A 24773-nucleotide genomic window follows, 5' to 3' on the forward strand; every position below is an offset into this window, starting at 1 on the left:
ATCAAATGTTATCGATAACATAAACAAGGGAGGCGACCAATGTCGAGATAAAAAACGGAGGAAACGATGTCTCTTGGTCTTTTCGATCTGAAAGGGCGTCGTGCCCTGGTGACGGGTTCTTCCCAAGGTATCGGGCTTGCGCTCGCCAAGGGCCTGGCGGCTGCTGGCGCCGACCCGGTGCTCAACGGCCGCGACAAGGAAAAGCTTGCCAAGGCGGCTGAAGACTTTGCAGGCAAGGTGCATGTGCTGCCATTCGATGCCACCGATCACGAGGCCGCGCGTCGAGCCGTGGATGCGTTCGAAGCCGAGACGGGGGCGATCGACATTCTCGTCAACAATGCCGGCATGCAGTTTCGCACGCCGCTGGAGGATTTTCCCGCCGACGCCTTCGAGCGGCTTCTGCGGACGAACATCTCGAGCGTCTTCAATGTTGGCCAGGCGGTCGCCCGTCATATGATCAAGCGCGGCGCCGGAAAGATTATCAACATCGCAAGCGTGCAGACGGCGCTGGCGCGGCCCTCGATTGCGCCATACACGGCAACCAAGGGCGCCGTCGGCAATCTGACGAAGGGTATGGCGACGGATTGGGCGAAGCATGGGCTGCAATGCAACGCCATCGCGCCGGGTTATTTCGATACGCCGTTGAACGCAGCTCTCGTTGCCGATGCCGATTTCTCCGCATGGCTCGAAAAGCGTACGCCGGCCGGCCGGTGGGGCCGCGTCGAAGAACTGGTTGGCGCCTGTATCTTCCTTGCTTCCGATGCCTCCTCTTTCGTCAACGGTCACGTGCTTTATGTCGACGGCGGCATCACGGCTTCGCTCTGATGGCGTTTTGCCGCGCCACTTCGTCATCATGGGCGTCAGCGGCTGCGGCAAGTCGTCGGTCGGCTCGGCACTCGCAGCGCGCGTTGGCGGCATTTATGTCGATGGCGATGATCTTCATCCCGCGGCCAACGTCGCCAAGATGAGCGCCGGCATTCCTCTGACGGATGCCGATCGATGGCCCTGGCTAGACAAGATCGGTCAGCGCCTGACCTTGGCGGATGAGATCGCGCTGATTGGGTGTTCGGCGCTGAAGCGCATTTATCGTGACCGGATCCGCGAGGTCGTCGGCGCGCCGGTCTCCTTCATTCATCTCGCCGGTACGAGGGAAACCATTCTGAAACGCATGCAGGCAAGGCGCGATCACTTCATGCCGCCGGCTTTGCTCGCCAGTCAATTTGCCGCGCTCGAGCCGCCGGGGGCCGACGAGCAGGCGATCACCGTCGATATCGATCAGCCGCTGGATCAAGTTGTGGCGGCCATCTTAATTGCATTGGAGGAGACGCAATCATGAGCAGCAAGGTGGCGCTGATCGGCGCCGGTGCAATGGGCGGAGCGATCGGCGCTCGCCTGGTGGAGACGGGCAACCAACTCACTGTCTTCGATCTCGACAAGGAGAAGGTCGCGGCACTGACTGCAAAAGGCGCCACGGCTGCCGCCAGTGCGGCGACCGCTGCTGCCGTTTCCGATTTCGTCATCCTCAGCCTCAATTCGCCGAAGATCGTCCATGCCGCCGTTTTCGGACCTGAAGGTGTTGCCGCAGGTGCTAAACCGGGCACGCTGATCATCGATATGTCGTCGATCGACCCCGACGCGACAAAGGCCCTAGCCGCAGAGGCTGCGGAAAAGAGGCTGCGCTGGGTGGATAGCCCGCTATCCGGTGGGGCGCCAAAGGCCCTGATTGGACAATTGACGCTGATGGCCGGCGGCAGCGAGCAGGATGTCACCGATGCACATAAGGTTCTGCGCCATGTGGCCTCGAACTACACGCATATGGGTCCCGTCGGTGCGGGCCAGACCACGAAGCTCATCAATCAGGTTCTTTGCGCATTGAATTTCCTCGCCGTCGCCGAAGCAACGCAACTGGCGCTCGATGCCGGCGTCGATGCTGCGAAAATCCCGCAGGCGCTGAAGGGCGGACGGGCCGACAGCGCCATCCTGCAGGAATATATGCCGCGCTACGTCAGCAAGGATTATCGCCGCACCGGCCGCATCGACAACATGGTCAAGGATCTGAACGGCGCTCAGGATCTCGCTCGCAGGACCAATACCGCCATGCCGCTGACGGCGGTCTGTGCCGAGATACACCGCATGCTGACGGCTTCCGGGCTTGGCGGTGAGGATCAGGCCGCGCTGATGGAATTCTTCAAAGGGCGGAACAAGGAGATCGCCGGATGATTACCCGATACGCATTATTCGAAGGCAAGGTCAAAGACGGAGAGGCAGAGGCGTTTCGAATGGCTGTCATGGAAACCATTCTGCCGAAGTGGAAGCAGTTTCCGGGTGCCCTCGACGTGCGGGTTACCTTTGCCGAGGCCCGAGATGAAGGTGCCCCGGAGTTCCCGATGATTTTGGCCGTGAACTATCCGGATATGGCCGCCGTGGAGAAGGCGCTTGCAAGCCCGGTACGCACCGAGGCACGTGCTGCGACGGAAGCGGTTCTCTCGCGCTTTTTCGAGGGGCGCATCCATCATCATGTGACGCTGGCGCATGAATTCCAGCTCTAGTGGGGCTGCGGCGACCCGTTTCCGACACGGACCCGCCCTGGCGATTTACTCGCTTTGCGGGATAGGTAAAAGCGCCTCTTGCCATTCTGGGAAGAGGCAGATTACTCTGATGGTAACGATAACATAGGCCATGGATGAGTAACGAACGCAAAACGCCAACGATGGCGGACATAGCCCGCGTCATGGGAGTTTCTCCCATGACCGTGTCGCGTGCCTTCAAGGCCGATAGCCTGGTCAGTCCGGAGACGCGCGAGGCGATCCTGCGAACGGCGGAAGAGCTGGGCTATGTCTTCGACAGCACAGCATCCAACCTGCGTTCGCAAAAGTCCGGCTTTGTCGCCGTTACCATTCCATCCATCAACAATGCCAACTTCGCGGATACGGTCGGCGGCCTCTCGGACACCTTATCCAAGCGGGACATGCAGATCCTACTTGGCTATACGAACTACGATGTCGAAGAGGAGGAGCGGCTGATTGAGCAGCTGCTCCGCCGCAGACCGCAGGCGATCGTCGTGACCGGCGGCACGCATACGCAGCGAGCGCGCAAACTTCTGCAGACAGTTGCAATCCCCGTGATCGAGACTTGGGATATCCCGACCGATCCGATCGGCCATTATGTCGGCTTCTCCAACCGAGCCGTCATGCGCGATATGGTCGATCATTTCGTCGCACTCGGCTGTCGCCGCATCGCCTTCATCGGTGGTGATGTCCAGCGCGATTCACGCGGTAGCGAACGCCGGCTTGGCTTCATCGCCGCGATGCAGGCGTATGGTCTCGATGCTTCCAGGCTGATTGCAGCCGGATCGCCGCCGATCTCGATGCGGGAGGGCGCCAATGCCATGGCGAAGCTGATCGAGCTCTATCCCGATACGGAAGCCGTCGTCTGCGTCTCGGATCTTGCCGCCTACGGTGCACTTACCGAATGTCGGCGGCTCGGGATTCCGGTGCCGGAACGCTTTTCCATCGGTGGTTTCGGCAATTACGAAATCGGCGAGGTCTGCGTGCCGACTTTGACGACGATCAATGCCTTCGCGCGTGAGATCGGCGAGCGGACTGCACAATTGATCCTGGATATTCTCGATGGCACGCAGTCGATTCCTGATGTCAGGATCTTGCCGCAACTGATTGCACGCGATAGCAGCCGCCAAGCTTAGTGTTGTTGTCGAATGATGTGGCCCGGCCATTAAGCCAGGCCACGTCCCGTTATTGGGATCATTTACCCCAGATCTTCTTATACTCGTCCTTGTAACCGTTGTCCGGATCGAAGGTGTTCTTCGGGCCGCCATCGGATTGGATATTGTCTGCCGTCACGACGTGTAGCGGTGAGAGATAGCCGGACCATTTTTCACCGGCGAAGGCACGATTGAGTTCATCGACCAATTGCCAGCCCTGGAGATTAAGGGGTTCGGCAACCGTGACCTTCTGGAATTGACCGGCGCGGATGCGCTCATAGGCCGATTGCGAACCATCGCCGGCAGCGACGTTGATCGGCGCATCGGTGCCGCTCTTGCCGGCGGAGGCGAGTGATGGACCCATGAAATCGAAATAGAGGTCGTTGATCGCAAGCGAATGCGTCCAGCTGTCACCGTATTTCTGAAGGAGGGATGTTGTGAGCTGCGGCATGCGCTGCGATGTCTCGGCAATCGGAGTATCGACATATTCGAGAACCTTGCCGCCCAGACGCTCGATCTCCTGCTTCATCTTGTCGGCCTTGGCGATCGCGATCGCATAGGCGGAGTCGGTGAAGATGATGACGCCCGGCTTGCCCTTGGCATCGACGAATGCCCAATCGGCGGCAGCCTTCGAGACTTCCATGGCGTCGGTGCTAACATTAGCGAAGAGCCCATTCTTGTCGTCGGGGCCGATCACCGGGCCGGCATGCCAGGCGACCAGAGGAATTTTGGCGGCTTTCGCCTGCTCCAGCGCCGGAGCCTGTTCGACGGCATCGAAGCCATCGATGACGATGCCGGCGGGCTGCAGTGCTATGGCCTGACCGAAGGCAGCCGTTCGCCCGCCGATAGAACCCGCACCGTCCAGAACCTTCACTTCCCAGCCGATCGCCTTCGCCGCTTCCTCGACACCGTTGCTGACGCCGAGAATGCCGCCATTTTTCAGATCGCCCGCGAGCACGACAATCGTCTTGCCTGTCTGCGCTTTCGGACCTGTCGTCGGGCCGTCCCATTTGGTGACCGGGGTTGCGTATTTATCGACGACAGCCTTCGCATCCGCCAACGGATCGGCATAGGCCTGGCCGGCGCATAGCACCAGGATCGCTGTCGTGGCCTGCAGGAATTGTCCACGGTTCATGTCTTCTCCTCCCTTTGGACATTCGAACTTCAGATGATCTTCATTTCTCCGCCGGCTTGGCGGAAAGTTGTGGTGCCTGGGCCGGCGCCATGCGTCCTGCATGGCTGCGGCGCCGCTGGGCGTAACCGGCAATGCCGATGGCAACGAGCAGGGTCACGCCGTTGAACAGGGGCTCGACATAGAAGGAGCCACCAAACTGCTGGATGCCGGCAATACCGACTGCCAGAATGATGACGCCGATCATCGTGCCCCAGACGTTGACGCGACCGGGCTTGATGGTGGTCGATCCGAGGAATGCGCCGACCAGAGCGGGCAAAAGATATTCGAGCCCGACGCTTGCCTGGCCAATGCGCAGCTTGGAGGCAAGGAGGACGCCGGCAATGGCGGCAAGCGTTCCCGAGGTAACGAAGGCGCCGATGACGAAGCGGCGAACGGGAATGCCGTTGAGGGCGGCAGCCTTTGGATTGGCGCCGATCGCATAGATATAGCGGCCGATCGGCAGATATTCGAGGACGATCCACATGACGAAGGCAAGCGCCAGGACATAGATGCCGGTGATCGGCAGGCCGAAGACCATCGTGCCGTTCAGCGCATAAAATCCCTGCGGCAGCATGCCCACGACCTGCCGGCCGCCGGTATGCCAGAGTGCGATTGCATAAAGAACAGTGCCCGTGCCGAGCGTTGCGATGAAGCTATCGATCTTGGCAATCTCCACCAGCAGGCCGTTCAGAAAGCCGGTCAGTGCGCCAAGCGCGATGACGATCAGGACGGCAACCGGCCAGGGCAGGCCGAACATCGTCTGAAGGCTGATCGCCAGCACATGCCAGAGCACGATGCCGTAGCCGATGGTCAAATCGATGCGCCCCGCCGCCATCGGAATCATCGCGGCCAGCGACAGGATGGCGATGATCGTCTTGTCCGAAATGATCGAACGCAGATTGAGCATCGTCGGGAATGTCTGCGGTAGCAGAATCGAGAAAAGCAGGATCAGGAAGACCGTCAGGATGACGAGGCCATAGACAGGCAGCAAGCGCTGGATCTTCTGGCCGAGGCTCATGGCTGAGAGGTCGGCGCGGGTCGGCTCAAGCGCGTTGGATTCGATCGATTGCATGGTGTTCTCCTCCGGTTCAGGCCGCTTCGGATGCAGACGCGGCAGCGATGACCGCCGGTGTTGTAAGGTCGGCACCGCTGAGTTCGCGCACGATCTTTCCGCGCGAAAACACCAGGGCACGATGGCAGATGTGGGCGATTTCCTCGAAATCGGTGGAGACGACGAGAACGGCAAGGCCGGCCTCGACGGCCTCGGCAATCAGCCGATAGATGTCTGCCTTGGCGCCGACATCGACGCCCGCGGTCGGATCCTCGGCGATCAGCAATTTGCGTCCCGTCGCCAGCCATCGTCCCACGACAACCTTCTGCTGATTGCCGCCGGACAGGGCTTCGATGGCAAGGCTCTGATCGTTAGGCCTAAGGCCGACACGGCTGCCAAGCGAATAGGCAGCTTCTGCTTCGCGGCGTGGAGACAGGAACGAAAACAGGCTTCGTCCGGAGGCGCCGGGATTGAGGAAGGTATTTTCACGCAGGCTGAGCGACATGGCGACGGATTCTTCCGTCCGATCCCTGGCGATCAGGCCGATGTCCGAAGCCATCGCGGCGACGGTGCTGGAAAGGTCGGGTGCGGCCCCATTCAAGCGAACGCTGCCCTGCGATGGCTCGCAACCGAACAGCGCCCGTCCGATCAATTCCTGACCGGCGCCGCGCAGGCCGACGAGACCGAGCAATTCGCCCTGTCGGATATCGAAGGACACAGGTCCTGCGCCGCGGCAGGTGAGCTCTTTTACGGAAACGATGGCAGGCCCGGCGCTTCTTTCCGCCTTAACGAAGAGCTGGTCCGCCTTGCGCCCGACGATCATGCGGATGAGCTCATCCGGCGTCGTCTCGGAGACTGGCTTTTGGCCCACCAGCTGACCATCGCGCAGCACGGCGACGCGGTCGGCGATACGGAAGATTTCGTCGAGCCGGTGCGAGACGTAGATCATGGCCACGCCGCGCTCTTTCAGCGGGCGGATGGCAGCAAAGAGCTTTTCGACCTCATCGGCGGGCAGGCTGGCTGTGGGCTCGTCAAGCACAAGCACGTCGGCTTCGACAGCGAGTGCGCGGGCGATTGCCACGAGCGACTTTTCCGTACGGGTCAGCTCCTGAACGCGGGTCGACGGATCGAAATCGCAGCCGACGAGTTTTAGCGCTTCCGCGGTGCGCCGCTCCGTCGCCCGCCAATCAATCAGCCGTCCGCGCAGGGAATAGCCCTGGGCGAGCCCGACATTCTCGCCCACCGTCATCCATTCGATCAGTCCGAGATCCTGATGGATAAAGGCGACCGGCTGGCGCTGATTGGGTTGCGGCGGGCGATGATGATAGGGCTTGCCGCGAAACAGGATCTGCCCGCCATCCGGCTTGTAGATGCCTGCCAAGGTCTTGATGAGCGTCGATTTGCCCGCGCCATTCTCTCCGAGAAGCGCGAGAATTTCGCCCCGCTGCAGGTCGACAGATACGTTCGACAGCGCGCGCGTTCCGCCAAATTCCTTGGTGATATCGGAAAATTCGAGCAGCTTTCCGTTGTCCATCCTGCTCCTCCCAAAGCTTCGATGGGAGGAGGCTATGTTATCGATAACATTCCGTCAAGTGGCTCAAAGGCATCCGAGGAATACTCAGGCACTTAGCGTCGGCGCACACGGAAGTCGGCGTATTAGCCGAGGTTTTGGTTTAGGTATAAAATATATTCCTGAAGGTCGGATCATATTATGAAATAATATAAGTATAATCAAAATGCATGCAGTGAGGAGATGCTGATATATCCATATGGTTGCAATTGTAATATTTATTGTTTATCGAATTGATTTTGTTTATCATCTAGATTTATCTCAAATGGAGATGTGAGTGAGGATTTACTTTCAGGGATATAATTGAAGCCTGAAAGATAATCCGCCGATGCGGCACAAGAGAGGATTATTTGACCTACGCGACGCTCTCGGTGTTCAAAGTCGATAAGGCCGATGCCGAGGAGATGACGGCGCATTATGCGAGAACCCTGTTTCCCGCCATTGTCGAGCCTCTCAATGGCCGCGGCACGATTTCGGTGGTGGATCGTCACTACACGATCGGTTCCTGCAGCATCTGGCGCGGCAAATGTCATTCCGGCATGAGCGTCAAATTGTCCGGCGGTCCCGATGCCTACGGCCTTTATCTGCCGACCGCTGGCAGGATGCTGATCGAGACGGAAGGGCGGCAGCTGGAGTCGCTGCCGGGCAGGGGCCAGCTGGCCGATATGTCATGTTTTGAACATCTGACATTGTTCGAACAGCGCGGTCATATGGGTATGGCATTCGAGAAGCCGGCTATGGTCCGGCAGCTGAGCGAGTTGCTGGACGCACCGGTTCGAGATGATCTGAAATTTACCGGTCCGGTCGATCTGATGTCCGGGCGAGGCATGCAGATCGCAACGCTTGCAAATCTCCTGTGGCAGGATCTCGCGACAGGCGGCGCAGAACGATCCTCGGCCGCATTCATCGAAAGGCTCCTGCAGGCGATGATGATCGCTTTGCTTGAAACCGTCCCGCACAACTACTCGGCGCAATTGCTGCGACCGGCGTCACCGGCCATCCCGAGGCAGTTGAAACGCGCGATGGAATATATGCACGCCAATGCCGGTGCAGACATCAGGATGGCCGATATCGCCCGGGAAGCCGGAACGAGCGTGCGGTCCTTGCAGGCGGCGTTTCAGCAGTTCAAGAACACAACGCCTCTTGGCTACTTACGGAACATACGACTGCAGGGTGCGCGCAAAACCCTTATGGATTCGGGCCAGTCGCGGTTGGTTGCCGACATTGCGCGCGATTGGGGATTTTCTCATATGGGCCGCTTCGCAGCACTTTACTATCAATCCTTCGGCGAGATGCCGTCCGAGACCGTCAGGCAACCTCGGCGCGGGAATGAATAGCGCTACGATCTGCTTGCGCGAGGAAGTTGCTTTGCCGACCCCCGGGTCTATTCTCAGACAGCGTTACAACAATGGGAGCGGATCGAGCATCCGGACATGTAGTTATTGCATCGACAAGCTTGAAAATCGGAACGACGAGAGCTGGCTAACCAATATCGAGCGGGCATTGGTGAGAACAATTTAGCAAGATCACATGTTAGTAGGCTCCTAATCGCTTAACCGCCGGCCTTATCCTCCACAAACGTATCCCGCATCGCCCGCAGAATAATCACCGCCGAAGCCGCCCCCGGGTCGATATGCCCGAGCGACCTTTCCCCCAGCCGCGCCGCGCGGCCGCGGGCGGCCACCATGGAGCTTGTGGAATTCGCTCCAGCTTCGGCAGCGTCGATTACGGCGCTCCACATGGCGGCAACATCGCGTGAACCTGCCTTTGCATCGATGGCGGCTTCGGCGGCGGGGATCCATGCGTCGAGCATGGTCTTGTCGCCGCGTTGGCCCTTGCCACGCTGCTGGATGCCGGCACGCATCTCGTCGATGATCATGGCCTGGCAGGCCGGAGAGAGGGATTCATCCGCCTTCAGCGCTTGCGAGGCCCGCCGGAAGGCGGTGGCATAGAGCGGGCCGGTCGAGGCGCCGACGGCATCCAGGAAGGCGGAGGCCGCGGTGGAGAAGATCTCCGAGGGCGATGCCTGCGCAAGATCGAGCTTTGCGAGCTCCGCATTCACGGCCATGAAGCCGAGAGACATGGTGATGCCGTGATCGGCGTCGCCGATTGCGCCATCCAGCTCGGAGAGGCGGTCTTTTTCGGCATTGATCGCGATCGATATGCGCTGAAACATGGTGCCCAGGCTGCGGGCGGCTTTTTCCGGCATCGTCTTCCTCCCGATCCCGGCCATGTCTGTTGTCGCCGGGCACATTTTTATAGCTTTATCCGACCTTCAGCGCGAAGGTGTCGCACGGATGGTTCAGCATTTCGGTCAATTCCTGATCGAGATGCAGGATGGATATGGATGCACCGACCATGTCCAGCGACGTGCAATAATGTCCCACCCAGTTTGCCTCGATCTTGATGTCCTTGGCGCTCAGCCTCTGTTCGACGCGGCGGAACAGGATGTAAAGTTCCATCAGCGGCGTCGCGCCGAAGGAGTTGATGAGCACGGCCACCCGATCGCCCGCAACCGGCTTCATTTCGGAGAATATCCGGTCCATCACCCGGTCGGTGATCTCGTCGGCGCTCATCATCTTCTCGCGGGTCACGCCGCGTTCGCCGTGAATGCCCATGCCGAATTCGATATCGTCAGGCCCGATTTCGAAGTTATGGCGTCGGGTCTGCGGCAGGGAACAGGGCTCGAGCGCAACGCCCATGGTGAACGTCCGGTCATTGGCCTTGCGTGTCACTGCTTCGCAAGCGTCGAGCGACAGGCCCTTGTCGCAGGCAGCGCCCGCGATCTTGAAGATGAAGAAATTGCCGGCAACGCCGCGTCGTCCCTCGCGATCCTCGATCGGAGAGGAGGAGATATCGTCTGTGGTCAGCACCGTGCGAACGTCGATCTGCTGCTCCTGCGCCATTTCGGCGGCCATCTCGAAGTTCATGACGTCGCCGGTATAATTGCCATAGACAAAGAGCACGCCTTCGCCGCCGGAGGAGGCCTTGGCGCATTCGAGGATCGGGGTTGGGGGCGGTGACGAAAAGATGTTGCCGATGGCGACGGCATCGGCAAGCCCTTTGCCGACATAGCCAAGAAAGCAAGGCTCGTGGCCGGTGCCGCCGCCGATCACCAGGCCGACCTTGCCCGGCCTCGGGCCGGTTCGCGCCATCAGCGCGCGGTTCGATCCCTTGATCGGCACGATATGCGAGGCATGTGCCTTGACGATGCCTTCGAGCATCTCGTCGACGACATCGTCGGGATTGTTAAGGAATTTCTTGATATGCGTTCGATAGCTGCTGGGCAGGGCAATGCTGTTGTCCGTTCTCGGACGCTGCTGGGCTTTCTGATCGAATTCGGTGACGCCATCGGCATTCAGAATGCCACGCCCGGTGGCTGCATCGGTAATCAGCACGTTGATATAACCGCCACGCAGGGCGGCGAGAATTGCGGGCACCTTGTCGAAGCCGCCGGCGACGGCGATGCGTAGCCCGATGGATTTCAGCATGTCGAGGGATATGCCGATGATACGCTCGTCGAGCGGCCCTGCAACCGGCAGGCCCTTGGCGTCGATGAAACGGCCGGCAAGAACGCCGACGGCATTCTTGGCCAGATAATCCTGCAGGGAGACGGACTCGAAGAAACCGCTGCTGTGAACCGTCGAGTTCGGTCGCAGCGACGCCACGCCGAAGATGGCCTTGTTGGCTTTAGAAAGCGTGGCAAACTGATCCTCGACCAATGGTTCGCGCAACAAGATCTCCCGAACCTCAGGCGCCGAAACGATCGCAGGGGCCGTGATGTTGATCAGCCTGCCGCCTGTCACATCGGCAAAGGCACTGGCACAGAGTTCCGGCGTGTAGGCAAAGAGTGCACGGGTGCCACCGGTTGCCTGGACGATGGTGACATCCTGCAGGTTCGGTACATTCGCCTGTTCGGCAACGGCGAGAACCGTGCGGCCCCAGGCGACGGCAAGCGTGTCGCCGGATTTCAGTAGTCTGGCGATGGCCTGCGCGCCGGCTGTCCCGAGGCGGTCGATCAGCGGCCGCGAGCCGTCGTCGCTCGGCACGACAAGACAGTCGTGCAGGCCGAAATGGCGCTTGAGTTCTTGAGCGATGGAGAGCGAACTCAGGCGGGAGGGCTCGAGTGAGATATTGACGATGCCGCGGCTGCGGGCATCGGCGAGATAGCTGTTCACGGTCGCCCGCGAAATGCCCATGATCTCGGCGATGTCGCCCTGGGTTTTGCCATCTTCATAATAGAGCCAGCAGGCCCAAACGTAAGGGTCGTCGCCATAGCGCAGCGGCATGCTGTCGGTTGCGTCAGGCACGCCCGCCTTGCTTGCACTATTCTTGCCGACCGAAGATGCCTTGCCTGTCATGATGATTCACTGTTTCCCGTTTTCGCCTGAAGATGAAAGCAATGACGCATGTTTGCAAATGCTTCTTCTTGAGGAGGGGCGGCGCGCGACCCCGTGGTGGAGCACGGGGTCGCGCAGCCTTGGGAGAGCCCTGCTATTGCAGTCGTGCGCGAGCGCCGAGGGAAAGTTCCTTCAGGATGATGGCGCAGGAGGTCGCACCAGCGTCGAGAACGCCGAGCGAGCGCTCGCCCAGCCGGCTAGCGCGGCCGATCTTGGCCACAAGATTGAGCGTCGAATCTCGGCCAGTCTCGGCGGCGGCGACCAATGCCTCGAGCGCCTCGGCAAAGGACTTGCCAGCTACGTTCGCAGCATCGAAGGCCTCGATCGCCGGAACCAGCGTGTCCAGAAGCGTCTTGTCGCCGACCTTGGCCGAGCCGATCGACTGGATACCTTCGAGCCCGGCATGCAGTGCCTTGCCATAGGCTGCGCTATCGATCGCATCGATGCCGTCGAGCTTTTCGGCAATCTCGGTGAACATGACGCCGTAGAGCGGGCCCATGGAGCCGCCGATCTCGGTCATCAGAACCGTGCCCAGCGTATCGAGCGAGGCTGACAGCGACTGGCTCTTGCCCTTCAGGCGTTCCGCGGCCATGCCGAAGCCCTTGGCCATGTTGACGCCATGGTCGCCGTCGCCGATCTTGCCGTCGATCTCGCTGAGATAGGCGCGGTTCTCGACGATGCGGTCAGCCAGCGCCAAGACGATATCGCCCGATGTTGCATTGTTGAATGTCTGCATGCGTGCGTCCCCCCTCAGAGCAGCGTCGTGCACTTGACCTCGACGTCCAGGAGCTCTTTCAGCTCCTCGTCGAGTGCCATCACGGTCAGTGTCGCGCCGACCATTTCGAGCGACGTGAAGTAGTTGCCGATATAGGTCTTGTAGATCTTCAATCCCCGTTCGGAGATCTTCGTCTCGATAGTGTCATTGAGGATGTAGAGCTCGTTGACCGGTGTCGCGCCGAGGCCCGATACGAGGACGGCCACTTCCGTGCCGGCGGCCAGATTATGATCGTCGAGCACGATCTGGCACATGTCCTCGGCAATCTCGGCTGCAGTCTTCAGCGGCTCGACGCGAACGCCGGGTTCGCCGTGATGGCCAATGCCGACTTCCATCGTGCCGGGCTCGATCCGGAAATTCGGGTGACCAACGGCGGGCAGGGTGCAGGGACCAAGGCCGATACCGACGGAGCGGCAATTGTCGATCGCCCTTTGCGCGGTCACACGAACTTCCTCAAGGCTTGCACCCTTGGAAGCCTTGGCACCGCCGATCTTCCACATGAAGATTTCGCCGGCCACACCACGGCGCTTCTCGCGCTCCTCCGGTGGTGCCGAGCAGACATCGTCGTTGGCGACGACGGTCGCGACTTCGATGCCGTCCTTGGCGGCAAGCTTCGTCGCCATCTTCACGTTCATGTTGTCGCCGGCATAGTTGCCGTAAAGGCAGATAACACCACGGCCGCCGTTAGCTTCACGTATGGCGTCGTGGAAGCTCTTGGCCGTCGGCGACGAAAAGAGCTCGCCGACTGCGACCGCATCCAGCATGTTCTTGCCGGTATAGCCGATGAAGGCCGGCTCATGGCCGGAGCCACCGCCGGTGACCACGCCGACCTTGCCGGCATGCGGGGCATCCTTGGCGACGACGACGCGCGGATTGTCTGCCAGACGGACGATGTCCGAATGCGCCTTGATGAAGCCTTTTACAGTATCTTCAACGACTTCATCGGGATTGTTGATGAACCGCTGCATGGTCTCTCCTGTCGAAATTGTCGAGCGTTTGCGCTCAAAGAATGGTGTAGCCGCCGTCGATCAGCAGATCGGCGCCGTTGATCATGTCCGCGCCGGCCGACGAGAGGAAAACAGCGGCGGCTGCAATCTCCTGCGGGAAGGCGAAACGACCCGTCGGGATGCGCTTCTTGGCAGCCTCGCCTTTCTCGCCGGCCCAGGCCTTCTTGCCGAGCTCGGTCAGCACGATGGTGGGCGAGATGGTGTTGACGTTGATGCCGTGTTTGCCCCATTCGGCGGCAAAGGTCTTGGACATGCCGATCACGCCGAACTTGGAGGCGCAGTATGCGACATGCTCTTCAATGGCGACCGTGCCGGCCTGCGAGGCGAGGTTGACGATCTTGCCGCCCTTGCCGGCGGCGATCATCGCGCGACCGACAGCCTGTGTGACCAGGAAGGTGCCCTTGAGATTGATGTTGATCGTCTTGTCCCAATAATCGAGCGGCAGATCCTCGGCGGGAGCAAGGAAGACGACGCCGGCGCTGTTGACGGCGATATCGACGCTGCCGAAATGCGATACGACATCGCTGACGGCCTTGTTGACCGAGGCCGGATCGGACACGTCGCAGACGAATGCTTCAGCGCCGCCGCCGATTTCCGATGCCTTTGCCTTCGCCAAGTCGACATTGATATCGAGAACCGCGACCTTCGCGCCCTTGGCGGCGAATGCAGCAGCGACCGCGGCACCGATGCCGGAGCCGCCGCCTGTGACAAGCGCCGTCTTGCCTGAAAGCGGGAAGTTCAAATCAATGTCTGGGGATGTCTCGGTCATCTTTTTCAAGCCTCTGTTTTCGGGGTGTGGCGAGGCGATGGTTCGCCCCGCCACATTGGTCTTACTTGCGGGTTTCGAGCAGCTTGTCGACGTTCTCGGCCGTTACCGGGGTCCACGGAACATTGTAGTTCTTGTCCTTGCCATCGTTGAACAGCATGGCCGGATACTGTTCCCAGATCTTGGATTCCGGCTTGTAGTTGCCTTTCTTGGCGGCAAAGATTGCGAGATCGAGGGCGCCCTGGGCCTGCGCGCTGGCGTCCTGCAGGATCGAGGTCATCGTACCGGCCTTGACGGCATGGAGCGCATCGGTGATGCCGTCAATGCCGGCAATGGCGAAGTCCTTGACGTTAAGTTTGGCAGCCTTGATCGCTTCGATCGCGCCGAGCGCCATCTCGTCGTTCTGGCCGATGACGCCGTTGATCTGGCCGGGATGAGAGGTCAGCCAGTTTTCCATCAGGGTTTGGGCTTCGGCACGCGACCAGTTGGCGGTCTGGTCTTCCAGCACCTTCACATTCGGGCACTCGGCAAGCGCCTTCTTGTTGCCTTCGAGGCGCGAGATCTGAGCGGACTGACCGATCGGGCCTTCGAGGATGACGACGTTGCCCTTGCAGCCAATCTTGTCGAGGACGGTCTTGGCTTCCATGTAGCCGGAGATCGTGTCGTCGGAACCGACGTAGGCGGTCAGCAGGTCGGAGTTGACGCGGGTGTTCGAGCCGACGACGGGGATGCCGGCGTCATGGGCGGCCTGTACGGCGGTTGCTGCAGCTTCGATATCGATCGGCACGAAGATGATCGCGTCGAACTTCTGCGTGATCATCGTGTTGACCTGCTCCTGCTGCACGAGCGCGTCATAGCGGCCGTCGAAGATGGTCAGATCGACATCGCCATTCTTGACGGCGGGGTGTTCCTTCAGCGCTGCCGACCAGATCTGCATGAATTCGGCATTCAGGCCGTAGGGTGCCGCGCCAATTTTCAGCTTCTTGTCCTGGGCGAGGGCAGGTGACGCCAGAATTGCTGTCGCTGCAGCAAGAGCAATCAATAATTTCTTCATTATAAGTCTCCTCCGTTGAAAGTCCGGCCGTCGTCTTGACGTGCCGTTTGGTTTTCCGAGTGCGAACACTGGAATGTTCTTCGGGCTCAGCCGCCCAGGTTTCTCTTTTGGTCGAGCATCACGGCGCCGACGATGAGCGCGCCCTTGAGGACCTGCTGGTAGTAGGACTGGATGCCCATGAGATCGAGGCCGTTGTTCATGACGCCGATGATCAGCGCGCCGATCAGTGTGCCCGTGATGCGGCCGACGCCGCCGGAAAGGCTGGTGCCGCCAATGACGACGGCTGCAATCGCGTCCAACTCGTAGGCGATGCCGGCCTGTGGCAGGGCGGAGCCGGTGCGGGCGGCAAGGATCATGCCTGCCAGACCGGATAGGCCGCCGGAAATGACGTAAACGAGGAAGCGCAGTTTGCTGACGTTGATACCGGAGGTAACGGCGGCATGCGGATTGCCGCCGACAGCATAGATATAGCGGCCGAAGCGGGTACGGTTCAGGACCCACCAGGCGATGATGAAGACAATGGCAAGCAGGATAACCGGCATCGGGACCGAGAGCACGCTGCCGGTACCGATCCAGCGAAAATCAGGGGTGAGAGCCGGAACCGGCTTGCCGCCGCCATAGATCAGCGTCAGGCCACGGGCGGCAGAGAGCATGCCGAGCGTCGCGACGAAGGCGGGGACGGCAAAGCGCGAGACGATGAGGCCGACCATGGCACCGCAGGCGACACCGACGAGCAGGCCGACGGCGAGCGCCACATAGGGCGGGTAGGGCGCACCGACGATGCCGGCTGTCGCCGAGGTCGTTGCGAAGCTCGCGCTGACGATGCCGGTCAGTGCAACCACGGAGCCGACGGAGAGATCGATACCGCGGGTCAGGATGACAAATGTCATGCCGATCGCCAGCACGCCGTTGATCGAAGTCTGCAGCAGCACGTTGGAAATATTGCCGGCCGTCAGAAAATACTCATTCGAGAATGAGAGGACAGCAGCGAGCAGCAGGAAAGCGAGAAAGATCCCGTATTCCTGAATGATCAATCGGCGCCGGTCCGAGCCGAACCAGGAATTGGACGGATTGTTGTCAGTGGCGGACATTGCAAATACCTCTTGTTGCCGGACGCGTTCATTTGCGCTTCGTGGTCTGCCGCATTCAGGTCGACAGATGCACGAGCGATTGCGCGTCGGCCTCCTCCCTCTTGAGAATTCCGGCAGACCGTCCCTGCCGCATCACCAGGATGCGGTCGGACATGCCGAGAACCTCGTCTATTTCGGATGAGATCATGATCACCGTGCCGCCTTCGGCGGCGAAATCGCAGATGATGCGATAGATCTCCCGCTTGGCGCCGACATCGACGCCACGCGTCGGCTCATCGAGCAGCAGCACGTTCGGCTTGCGCAGGAACCACTTGCCGAGAACGACCTTCTGCTGATTGCCGCCGGAAAGGCCGGAGACGGGCATGCTGTCACGCGCTGCCTTGATGCCGAAGCGCTGGATCATGTCCCGGCTGGCACTGGCCTCGGCCCGGCGATCCATCGAAAAATGCGGGCTCATTTCGGGCAGGCTCGCAAGGCAGATGTTGTTGCGAACGCTATCGATCAGGTTGAGGCCGGTCAGCTTGCGATCTTCGGTGACGAAGGCGATGCCATGCTGCATGGCTTCGGCCGGTTTGCGTACGGTTATGGGCTCACCGGCAAGCTTGATCTGGCCGCTGCTGACGGCATCGACGCCGAAGATGCAGTTGAAGATCTCGGTCCGGCCGGATCCCATCAGGCCATAAATGCCGAAAATCTCCCCCTTGTGAGCGGTAAACGAGATGTCGCTGACTTTGCCTTCTGCGGTGAGGCCGGCGACTTCCAGCCCCGGCGTTGCCGTCGGCACGTTGGTCTTGATGTATTCCTCGCCAAGTTCGCGGCCGACGATCAGGCGGATGAGGCTCGGCCGGTCGATGTCGGCAAGCGCGCCGCTGCCGACATAGGACCCATCCCGAAAGGCCGTGTAGGAATCGGCGATCTGGAAGATTTCGGACAGGCGGTGCGAGACGTAGACAACGCCTTTGCCTTCAGCCTTCAGCCGCTCGATGGTCGCAAACAGCTGCTGCGCTTCCTTCTCGCCGATCGCCGAGGTGGGCTCGTCCATGAAGATCACTTCGGCATCGTGGCTGAGCGCCTTGGCGATCTCGACCAGCTGAACTTGCGCGACCGAGAGGTTCATCATGAATTGCGTGGCGCGGATATTGAACTGCAGCCGGTCGAGGAGCGCTTGCGCGTTACGATTCATTGTCTTGAAATTGATGCCGCCAAAGCGCGCCGATGGCTCGCGGCCGAGATAGATATTCTCCGCAACCGTCATGTGCGGGATGGGGCTGAGCTCCTGCTCGATGATGGCAATGCCAGCGGCCAGCGCTTCGGCAGGGCTTGCGTAGTCCACATCCTTACCGCGGCGGCGAATGGAGCCGGCATCGCGCTTGTGAATGCCCATCAGGATCTTGAGGAACGTCGACTTGCCCGCACCGTTGCCGCCGCACAAGGCGTGGACGGAGCCGGGACGCAGCTGAAAGCGCCCATCGCGCAATGCAGCGACGCCGCCAAAGGACTTCTTTAGCCCCTCTACTTCAAGCAGGAATTCCACTTTCCTCTCCCCATTCCGGATGCAGTAGCGAGTCACGACGTCACCGTCGGAGGTTGCTTGCCATCGTTTGACAATATTCGAAATGCTTTCGACAAATGTCAATATGGTTATGCGGAAATCATGCGATTGCGGATACGGTAGTTACCATCACGAGGAGAATTCACTTGAGGATGGCTCGGTACGTATTTGTAATAAAATGGATTATTTAGTGCGGATGCGGCAAATGGGTCGGCTTGATAAAATGCCGTTTTGACGGGATGCGGTGTAGGCGGCATCGATGGACTGCAGCGATTGCACAGAAAAAAATTCGTTGTGGACGGGGAGAATCCGCTTAATCCTAGGATACAGAGCGGTTTCACGTAGTGCCTCTGGCAGCGGAGCAGGCAGAGATGCATCCATCGAAAATCACCATTCTCTCCTGCAGCATGGATCCGGAAAGCCGGAGCCGCCGCATGGGCCGTGAGGCAGAAAATCTATTGCGGGAGAGAGGGGCTGAGGTTGAGTTTATCGATCTTCAGGATCTCGAGCTGCCTGTATTCGACAACTTGAACTGCTATCAGCATCCTTCCTACGACAGGCTGTATCGTGCAATTCGCGATGCGGATGGTGTGCTGCTTGCTGTGCCCATTTACAATTGGTCGGTCGGCAGCGCTGCCAAGAGCCTGATCGAGCTTACCGGTGCGACGGGCGAGGGCGGACGAAAATCGGCCTGGTTCGACCAGATCGTCACCTTCGTCTGTTCCGGTGGGCTCCCGCATAGCTATATGGCATATGGCAGTCTCGCCATGTCGCTGATGCTTGATTTCAAATGCGTGATCAATCCCTATGTCGTCTATGCCACGGAGAGGGATTGGATCGATGGCGCCACCCTTTCCGATGCGCTTGCGGCACGGCTGAAGAAAACGATCGAGGTCAAGCTGGAGTTGTCATCGGGCTTGAGAGCCAGAGCATATACCTCCGACTGGGAAATCTAGTTGCCTTGCCTGCCCCGATTGCATTCGATGCGTCCCATGTTAAGACTATTCGTATTATGACCTAACGCTGATTATATGAAGCGGCTGCGGATGAGCAGCCGGAATCGGGGATCGGGAATGACGACAAATGCCCGGGCAAGGCAAAGGCTGGCCCAAAGGGTCATCGATGAATTGCGCACGCAGATCGAGTCCGGCAAGCTTCAGGCAGGCGACCAGCTTCCGACGGAACCGCAGCTGGAAGCGGCCTTCGATGTCAGCCGTACCGTGGTGCGTGAGGCGATTGCCGATCTTCGTGCCGCAGGCCTCGTCAAGCCCGTTCAGGGCAAGGGGGTATTCGTTTCCGAAACGTCGGCGCGATCCGGCCTGCTACTGACGCCTGTCGAGGTCAAAAGCATCCCCGAGACGCTGGAATTGCTGGAATTCCGCATGGCTGCGGAAGGCGAGGCGGCGGCAATCGCCGCCTATCGCAGAACGGCTGAACAGGAGGCAGCAATTGCAGCCGCCAACCGCAAGATGGCACTGCTGATGGAGCAGGGGCTATCGACCGTCGAAGCGGATTATGAATTCCACATGGCGATAGCGGCTGCTACGAACAACCGCTTCTATGTCGATGTGCTCCGGCATTTCGGCGCCCGAACCATTCCGCGCGGACAGTTTCCGACATTGCCTGAAGCGAATGATCGCGCCTATTTGGAGAAGGTCCATGCCGAGCATGCGGAAATCCTAACAGCGATTGCCGATCAAGACCCGGAGCGAGCGCGTCAGGCGATGCGAGCACACATGCTGGCGAGCCAGCGGCGCTATCGTCTTTTGGCCGAACTGCAGGCGCAATAATGCTCGACGCATTGCCATGGTCATATTATGTCATATGATATTAAGCGATCATCGGCGGTTACGCTCGATGCTCGGGCGAGGTGATTAGTGGTTCAGACGTCTTCCAGTGTGTCTCGCACATTCGTCTATGTCTCGGCGGCAGTTGCCGGAACGATCGATGCGTACAGGATGGATGGGGCGACGGGCACGCTTACCCCAATATCCGGCATTGATGTCGGCCCGATGGCCATGCCGATGGCAGTCAGCCCGGACCGGCGGCATCTCTATGCCGTCATTCGCGAGCAGCCTTACCGGGTACTGACGCTGACGATTGACCCCGAAAGCGGCAGGCTAAGGCAGGAGGCCGTCGCCGCTCTGCCCGACAGCATGGCCTACATCTCCCTCGATCCGACAGGTGGGCTTCTATTCGCTGCTTCCTATGGCGGCAGCAAAATCGCCGTGCTGCTGATTGACAAGAACGGGCTGGTCACCGCCCAGGCACAGCAAGTAATCGCAACCGGGCGCAATGCCCATTCGATCGTCAGTGACCGGACAGGCAAATATGTCTTTGTCACCAATCTCGGCTCCGATGCTGTGCAGCAATTCACTCTCGACGCCGAGACCGGGATACTGAAGCCGAACGATCCGATGCAGGTTGAGACTGGCGCCGGCTTTGGTCCGCGGCACATCGCCATCTCCCCCGATAACAAGGCGGTGTACGTCCTGACCGAACTGACCGGCCATGTCATCCACTATGCGCTCGATACCAATACCGGCACCTTGAGCGAGATCGAAAATGTTGCTTCCGTTCCTGAGATTGCCGGACTGTCCCCGGGCATCGCGCCGCCTGGTCCGGCGATATCCGGTGCGCCTGCGCCGGCCGTCGCCGACAACGGCAAGCCGAAGGTCTGGGCCGCAGATATCGGCATCACCCCGAACGGCAAATTTCTTTATACAACGGAGAGAACCACCAGCCGGATCGCACTCTTCCGCGTCGACGCAGGCAATGGAAGACTGACCTACATCACAAACTATCCGACCGAGCAGCAGCCGCGCGGTATCCGCATCGATCCATCGGGCCGGTTTCTTGTCGCATCCGGCGAGAAGTCCGACAGGCTGTCGGTCTATGCCATCGACCAGGCCGATGGCGGTCTCGGCCTGGTGGGGCGATATCCGGTCAATGCCGGTGCGAATTGGATAGAGATCGTGACATTTCCTTGAGACGCCTCTGCATGCGGCAAGCATCAAGCCCCTCTCGGACGAATATCTACACTGCTTTCGCAGCGGTTCCGGCAATCAGGCTTTCGATTTCGGAGGAGGGAAGGGGCCGGGCGAACAGATAACCCTGAAGCAGTTCGCATCCGGCGCCTTCCAGAAAACGGGCCTGCTCCTCGGTCTCGACGCCTTCCGCTACGACTTCCAGATCGAGTGTTCTGCCAAGCGATACGATGGCGGAGGTAATGGCCATATCGCCGGACTTTTCCGGAATATCGGCGATGAACGATCTATCGATCTTCAACCGGGAAAGTGGAAAGCGCCTAAGGGTGCTCAGGCTTGAATATCCTGTGCCGAAATCGTCCATCGCGAGGCTGACTCCCAGCTTCTTTAGTTCTTGCATCCGCTCGATGGCTCCTTCGATGTCACGCATGATCAAGCTTTCCGTCAGTTCGAGCTCGAGCCATTGCGGATCGAGATGAGCGGATTGCAATGCCGATGCGACCTGGTTCGTCAGCGAACTTTCCAGGAACTGCCGGGCTGACACGTTGACGCCCATACGCAATGCGGGCAGGCCGCGATCCTGCCACAGCCGCGCTTGCTGACAGGCTCTGCGCAGAACGATTTCGCCGAGCGCAACGATAAGTCCCGTCTCCTCGGCGAGCGGAATGAAGGCGCCTGGAAGCAGCAAGCCTTCGGCAGGGTGCTGCCACCGGACGAGGGCCTCGACGCCAATGATCTTGCCGCTGCGTACTTCCTTTTGCGGCTGATAGTGGAGCACGAATTCGTCCCGCTCCACGGCGCGCCGCAATTCTTCGATACGGGTCAGCTTGTTGCGGGCTTCCTCCGCCATCGCTGGCGTGAACAGTCGAATGGCGTTGCGCCCCGCTTCCTTGGCACGATAGAGCGCCATATCGGCATTCGCGAATAGTTCCGAAGCCGTCTTGCCATGCTCCACGGCGCAAGCCACGCCAATGCTGCAGCCCACGCGGATTTCGACCCCTTGTACGGTCATCGGCTTGGATATGTCTGCCAGAACCGTCGCGAGCCTCTCGCATATCGGCTCAGAGTTCTCTTCGAGAACGATGATGAATTCATCGCCACCAATCCGAGAAACGATGCCGCGAGCGCCGACATGGGTCGATATGCGCTGCGCAACCACCGTCAGCAATTCGTCGCCGGCGGCGTGGCCAAGGGTGTCGTTCACCAGCTTGAAATTGTCCAGGTCGACAAAGGCAACGGCCAGAGACTTTCTTTTTCGTGACGCCGTTTCCAGCAGGGCGCTGAGCTTGCGGTCGAGCAACATGCGGTTGGGCAGGCCGGTGAGCGCATCATGTTCGGCCAGATAGGCGATGTGAGCGATGTCCCGATGGCGATCGATGGCTATTCCAACGGTCTGCGCTATGCCGGCGAAGAATTCCATAAGTCCAGCCTCGTCGCCATCGGTCTGCACCGTCACCAGGGCTCCATGCCGGCCACCATCCCGAGAGAAAATAGGAAACTCCAGGGTGTCGCCGGCAAGAGGCTTGGTCTGCTCGCCGTCGAGAACGAAACGGACCTGTCTGCCATTCAGCAAGCCCTCAAGAAGGGTCTGGGCGTCCTCGAGAAACACATCAAGATCAACGCCGCGCGCCACATCCTGCAGAAGTTTCGTCTGAGCGCTCATCAATTTTTCTGCCCGTTTTCGGGCGGAAATATCGCGGGATGCTCCGACGACGCCGATGATATTGCCGTTTCTATCGCGCAACGGCACCCGCGACATCATGAGCCAGCCTTCGCCCTTGAGGCGCCGCTCTTCGACGCCGAGATCGGCCTTGCCGCTCTCCATCACCTGCTGTTCGACTTCTTCGATCTTGTGGGCATCGGCCATCGGGTGAATTTCGGCGTCGGTAAGGCCGATCAGTTCGTCGACATGCGTGAAGCCGTTGTTGAGGACGATCGCCATGTTGGCAAAAAGAAACCGGCCGTTCCTGTCCTTGGCATAGATATAGTCCGGCACGTAGTTGATCATCGCCTCGAGCCATTCGTAACGCTCGGCGAGAGACAGATATCGAGCCTGAAGCAATTCAAACGGCTCGCGGACCTGCTCATCCTCAACATCTTGATCTCGGTGCGTAGGCTCTGACGATCCATCGGGCGGCTGCATCATGTATGTTCTCTCACCCGGCAAGCGGACTATATCGGCAGGTAATTCTGCAAGAATAAAAGCATATAGGCATATCGACCGTCCTCGCTGGCGAGTTTGGTTCACCTGTTCACGTAAACGTTATCATATAACCGAATTTATAAACATCCGCTCAAGTTTTACAGGAGAGCGCGCCCCAATGAGTGCGCAGATGCTGGATGTTCCGGGATGATCCGTCGGCGATGAATGTCATTGCGGGTAGGGGGCAAAACCGGCTAAAGCGCAGGTGGTGGAAACGCAGGATTCGCAAGGGTAAAATAGTATGCGCGTGGGCAAAGCCGTAACAAGCGGCAATCTTGTGCTTGCCGGCATGCTGATGATGCTTCTCGGCGACTTCCTGTTTTCGCTGAACGATGCCATGGGTAAATGGCTGGTTGCGAGCTTCTCCGTCGGCCAGATTCTGGTGATCCGCTCGTTCGGTTCGTTCATTATTCTGGCGCCGATGATCGCGCGGCAGGGCAGCGACGCGCTTTTTCGCCTCGAACGGCCGCCGCTGCAGCTTCTGCGTGTCGGCATGACAACGCTCGACGTTGCTCTCTTTTACGCCGCTGTCGCCTATCTGCCGCTGGCCGATGTCATGACCTTCTATATGGCTGGCCCCATTTATGTGGCGGCGATCTCGCATTTCTTTCTCAATGAAAAGATCGGCTGGCGGCGCTGGCTGGCGGTTTTCGTCGGCTTTATCGGCGTGTTGATCGCTTTGCGACCTTCTGCGGCAATGTTTTCCTGGCCATCACTTTTCGGCCTTGGCGGCAGCCTCGCATTCGCTTTGACGCTCGTGCTCGGGCGACGGCTGCGGCAGACGCGGGACGCGACCCTCGTCGCATGGCAGACGGTCGGTGCGCTCATTGCCGGATTGGTGCTCAGCATTGGCGACTGGCGTCCCGCATCCGCGCTCGATTTCGGCGCCATGCTTGCCCTCGGCATCGTCGCCGGCAGCGCCCATATGCTGATAACCCGATCCCTGAAGCTTGCTCCAGCTTCGCTGCTTGCTCCGCTCCAATACAGCCTGCTGGTCTGGGCAATCGTGCTGGGCTTCGTTTTCTTCGGCGATATTCCCGACACGCAGATTGTTATCGGTTCTGCGATTATCGTCGTTGCCGGGCTCTTCATCTTCCATCGAAAGAACTTGGTGGATACGGTCCCCAAAGACGACGTTGCTCGGGATGGACATTGAGGCAGTATGGCGGCGGCCGCGACGTGCGGACTGACCGACTCTTTGATCTGAACCTTGCGCTCGACTCGGGGGTGAAGGCGGCGGCGATCAGTGTCGCACTTGGGAATAGAATGTACCGCCACATCCGGGTTGTGGCGAAGGATTTGGAATGTCCGATGCAGCACAAAGTTAAAATGTCACCTTGAGCTGCCACACGGCACGATGGCCAGCCCCGATCTGACCGGCTGATCCGGTTGCAAGATCAGATCGGGGCGGGTGGAACATAC

22 protein-coding genes are annotated in these 24773 nt (G+C 59.7%); 10 read left to right on the plus strand and 12 right to left on the minus strand.

Going from position 1 to position 24773, the window contains the following annotated elements; genetic code table 11:
* Positions 1 to 66 precede the first annotated feature (66 nt).
* The 5 genes from FBZ97_RS31665 (at position 67) to FBZ97_RS31685 (ending at position 3703) form a co-directional block, all read left to right on the plus strand.
* Positions 67 to 825, plus strand: a complete 759-nt coding sequence (locus FBZ97_RS31665) for an SDR family oxidoreductase (RefSeq protein ID WP_113352414.1) — start codon at positions 67 to 69, stop codon at positions 823 to 825.
* Positions 794 to 1336, plus strand: a complete 543-nt coding sequence (locus FBZ97_RS31670) for a gluconokinase (RefSeq protein ID WP_145323765.1) — start codon at positions 794 to 796, stop codon at positions 1334 to 1336. The genes FBZ97_RS31665 and FBZ97_RS31670 overlap by 32 nt, the downstream gene beginning before the upstream one ends.
* Positions 1333 to 2220, plus strand: coding sequence for an NAD(P)-dependent oxidoreductase (locus FBZ97_RS31675; RefSeq protein WP_145323763.1), 888 nt, complete (start codon positions 1333 to 1335; stop codon positions 2218 to 2220). The genes FBZ97_RS31670 and FBZ97_RS31675 overlap by 4 nt, the downstream gene beginning before the upstream one ends.
* Complete coding sequence (locus FBZ97_RS31680; protein WP_145323761.1) at positions 2217 to 2549, plus strand: hypothetical protein; 333 nt, start codon at positions 2217 to 2219, stop codon at positions 2547 to 2549. Before FBZ97_RS31675 ends, FBZ97_RS31680 begins: the two co-directional genes overlap by 4 nt.
* Before the next feature lie 134 nt (positions 2550 to 2683).
* Positions 2684 to 3703 (plus strand): LacI family DNA-binding transcriptional regulator, encoded by a 1020-nt coding sequence (locus tag FBZ97_RS31685; protein WP_145323759.1) that lies wholly within the window; start codon positions 2684 to 2686, stop codon positions 3701 to 3703.
* A 58-nt stretch (positions 3704 to 3761) separates the two neighbouring features.
* On the opposite strand, the gene FBZ97_RS31690 is transcribed toward FBZ97_RS31685, so the two are convergent.
* Genes FBZ97_RS31690 through FBZ97_RS31700 form a run of 3 tightly spaced genes read right to left on the minus strand, consistent with a single transcriptional unit; the run spans position 3762 to position 7480 of the window.
* The gene (locus tag FBZ97_RS31690) at positions 3762 to 4856 is read right to left on the minus strand and encodes a substrate-binding domain-containing protein (RefSeq protein WP_145323757.1); all 1095 of its coding nucleotides are present in this window, start codon (positions 4854 to 4856) and stop codon (positions 3762 to 3764) included.
* A 40-nt stretch (positions 4857 to 4896) separates the two neighbouring features.
* Positions 4897 to 5967, minus strand: coding sequence for an ABC transporter permease (locus FBZ97_RS31695; protein WP_145323755.1), 1071 nt, complete (start codon positions 5965 to 5967; stop codon positions 4897 to 4899).
* Positions 5968 to 5983: 16 nt separating this feature from the next.
* Positions 5984 to 7480, minus strand: a complete 1497-nt coding sequence (locus FBZ97_RS31700) for a sugar ABC transporter ATP-binding protein (RefSeq protein WP_145323753.1) — start codon at positions 7478 to 7480, stop codon at positions 5984 to 5986.
* Between the two features lie 386 nt (positions 7481 to 7866).
* Here FBZ97_RS31700 and FBZ97_RS31705 point away from each other — a divergent pair, with 386 nt between their 5' ends.
* Complete coding sequence (locus FBZ97_RS31705) at positions 7867 to 8853, plus strand: AraC family transcriptional regulator (protein WP_246661917.1); 987 nt, start codon at positions 7867 to 7869, stop codon at positions 8851 to 8853.
* A 215-nt stretch (positions 8854 to 9068) separates the two neighbouring features.
* Here the strand turns inward: FBZ97_RS31705 and dhaL (FBZ97_RS31710) are convergent, their stop codons facing one another.
* The 8 genes from dhaL (FBZ97_RS31710) to FBZ97_RS31745 form a co-directional block, all read right to left on the minus strand.
* Positions 9069 to 9725 carry a dihydroxyacetone kinase subunit DhaL gene (dhaL, locus tag FBZ97_RS31710; protein ID WP_145323751.1) on the minus strand — a complete coding sequence of 219 codons (657 nt, stop codon included), beginning with the start codon at positions 9723 to 9725 and terminating at the stop codon, positions 9069 to 9071.
* 55 nt (positions 9726 to 9780) lie between these two features.
* Complete coding sequence (locus FBZ97_RS31715; protein WP_145323748.1) at positions 9781 to 11877, minus strand: bifunctional sugar-binding transcriptional regulator/dihydroxyacetone kinase subunit DhaK; 2097 nt, start codon at positions 11875 to 11877, stop codon at positions 9781 to 9783.
* Between the two features lie 133 nt (positions 11878 to 12010).
* Positions 12011 to 12652 carry a dihydroxyacetone kinase subunit DhaL gene (gene dhaL / locus FBZ97_RS31720; protein ID WP_113332775.1) on the minus strand — a complete coding sequence of 214 codons (642 nt, stop codon included), beginning with the start codon at positions 12650 to 12652 and terminating at the stop codon, positions 12011 to 12013.
* Positions 12653 to 12666: 14 nt separating this feature from the next.
* Complete coding sequence (locus FBZ97_RS31725; RefSeq protein WP_145323747.1) at positions 12667 to 13659, minus strand: dihydroxyacetone kinase subunit DhaK; 993 nt, start codon at positions 13657 to 13659, stop codon at positions 12667 to 12669.
* Positions 13660 to 13693: 34 nt separating this feature from the next.
* The gene (locus FBZ97_RS31730) at positions 13694 to 14467 is read right to left on the minus strand and encodes an SDR family oxidoreductase (RefSeq protein WP_145323745.1); all 774 of its coding nucleotides are present in this window, start codon (positions 14465 to 14467) and stop codon (positions 13694 to 13696) included.
* Positions 14468 to 14528: 61 nt separating this feature from the next.
* Positions 14529 to 15518, minus strand: coding sequence for a substrate-binding domain-containing protein (locus FBZ97_RS31735; protein ID WP_145323743.1), 990 nt, complete (start codon positions 15516 to 15518; stop codon positions 14529 to 14531).
* Between the two features lie 86 nt (positions 15519 to 15604).
* Positions 15605 to 16609: an ABC transporter permease gene (locus FBZ97_RS31740; RefSeq protein WP_145323740.1), complete on the minus strand. Its 1005-nt coding sequence runs from the start codon at positions 16607 to 16609 to the stop codon at positions 15605 to 15607.
* 55 nt (positions 16610 to 16664) lie between these two features.
* Complete coding sequence (locus tag FBZ97_RS31745; RefSeq protein WP_145323738.1) at positions 16665 to 18143, minus strand: sugar ABC transporter ATP-binding protein; 1479 nt, start codon at positions 18141 to 18143, stop codon at positions 16665 to 16667.
* Between the two features lie 389 nt (positions 18144 to 18532).
* On the opposite strand from FBZ97_RS31745, the gene FBZ97_RS31750 reads away from it, so the two are divergent.
* The 3 genes from FBZ97_RS31750 (at position 18533) to FBZ97_RS31760 (ending at position 21151) form a co-directional block, all read left to right on the plus strand.
* Complete coding sequence (locus FBZ97_RS31750; protein WP_113332770.1) at positions 18533 to 19117, plus strand: NADPH-dependent FMN reductase; 585 nt, start codon at positions 18533 to 18535, stop codon at positions 19115 to 19117.
* A 117-nt stretch (positions 19118 to 19234) separates the two neighbouring features.
* On the plus strand, positions 19235 to 19951 hold the full coding sequence (locus FBZ97_RS31755) for a FadR/GntR family transcriptional regulator (protein ID WP_145323736.1): 717 nt from the start codon (positions 19235 to 19237) through the stop codon (positions 19949 to 19951).
* Between the two features lie 108 nt (positions 19952 to 20059).
* The gene (locus FBZ97_RS31760) at positions 20060 to 21151 is read left to right on the plus strand and encodes a lactonase family protein (protein WP_246661918.1); all 1092 of its coding nucleotides are present in this window, start codon (positions 20060 to 20062) and stop codon (positions 21149 to 21151) included.
* Positions 21152 to 21197: 46 nt separating this feature from the next.
* Here FBZ97_RS31760 and FBZ97_RS31765 read toward each other — a convergent pair whose 3' ends face one another.
* Positions 21198 to 23210: a GGDEF and EAL domain-containing protein gene (locus FBZ97_RS31765; protein WP_246661919.1), complete on the minus strand. Its 2013-nt coding sequence runs from the start codon at positions 23208 to 23210 to the stop codon at positions 21198 to 21200.
* Positions 23211 to 23592: 382 nt separating this feature from the next.
* Here FBZ97_RS31765 and FBZ97_RS31770 point away from each other — a divergent pair, with 382 nt between their 5' ends.
* A complete protein-coding gene (locus FBZ97_RS31770; protein ID WP_113352400.1) occupies positions 23593 to 24507 on the plus strand; it encodes a DMT family transporter in 915 nt (304 codons plus the stop codon).
* Positions 24508 to 24773: the final 266 nt, after the last annotated feature.

It is taken from the genome of Rhizobium sp. ERR 942 (genome assembly GCF_007828395.1).
GTDB classification, from domain to species: domain Bacteria; phylum Pseudomonadota; class Alphaproteobacteria; order Rhizobiales; family Rhizobiaceae; genus Rhizobium; species Rhizobium dioscoreae.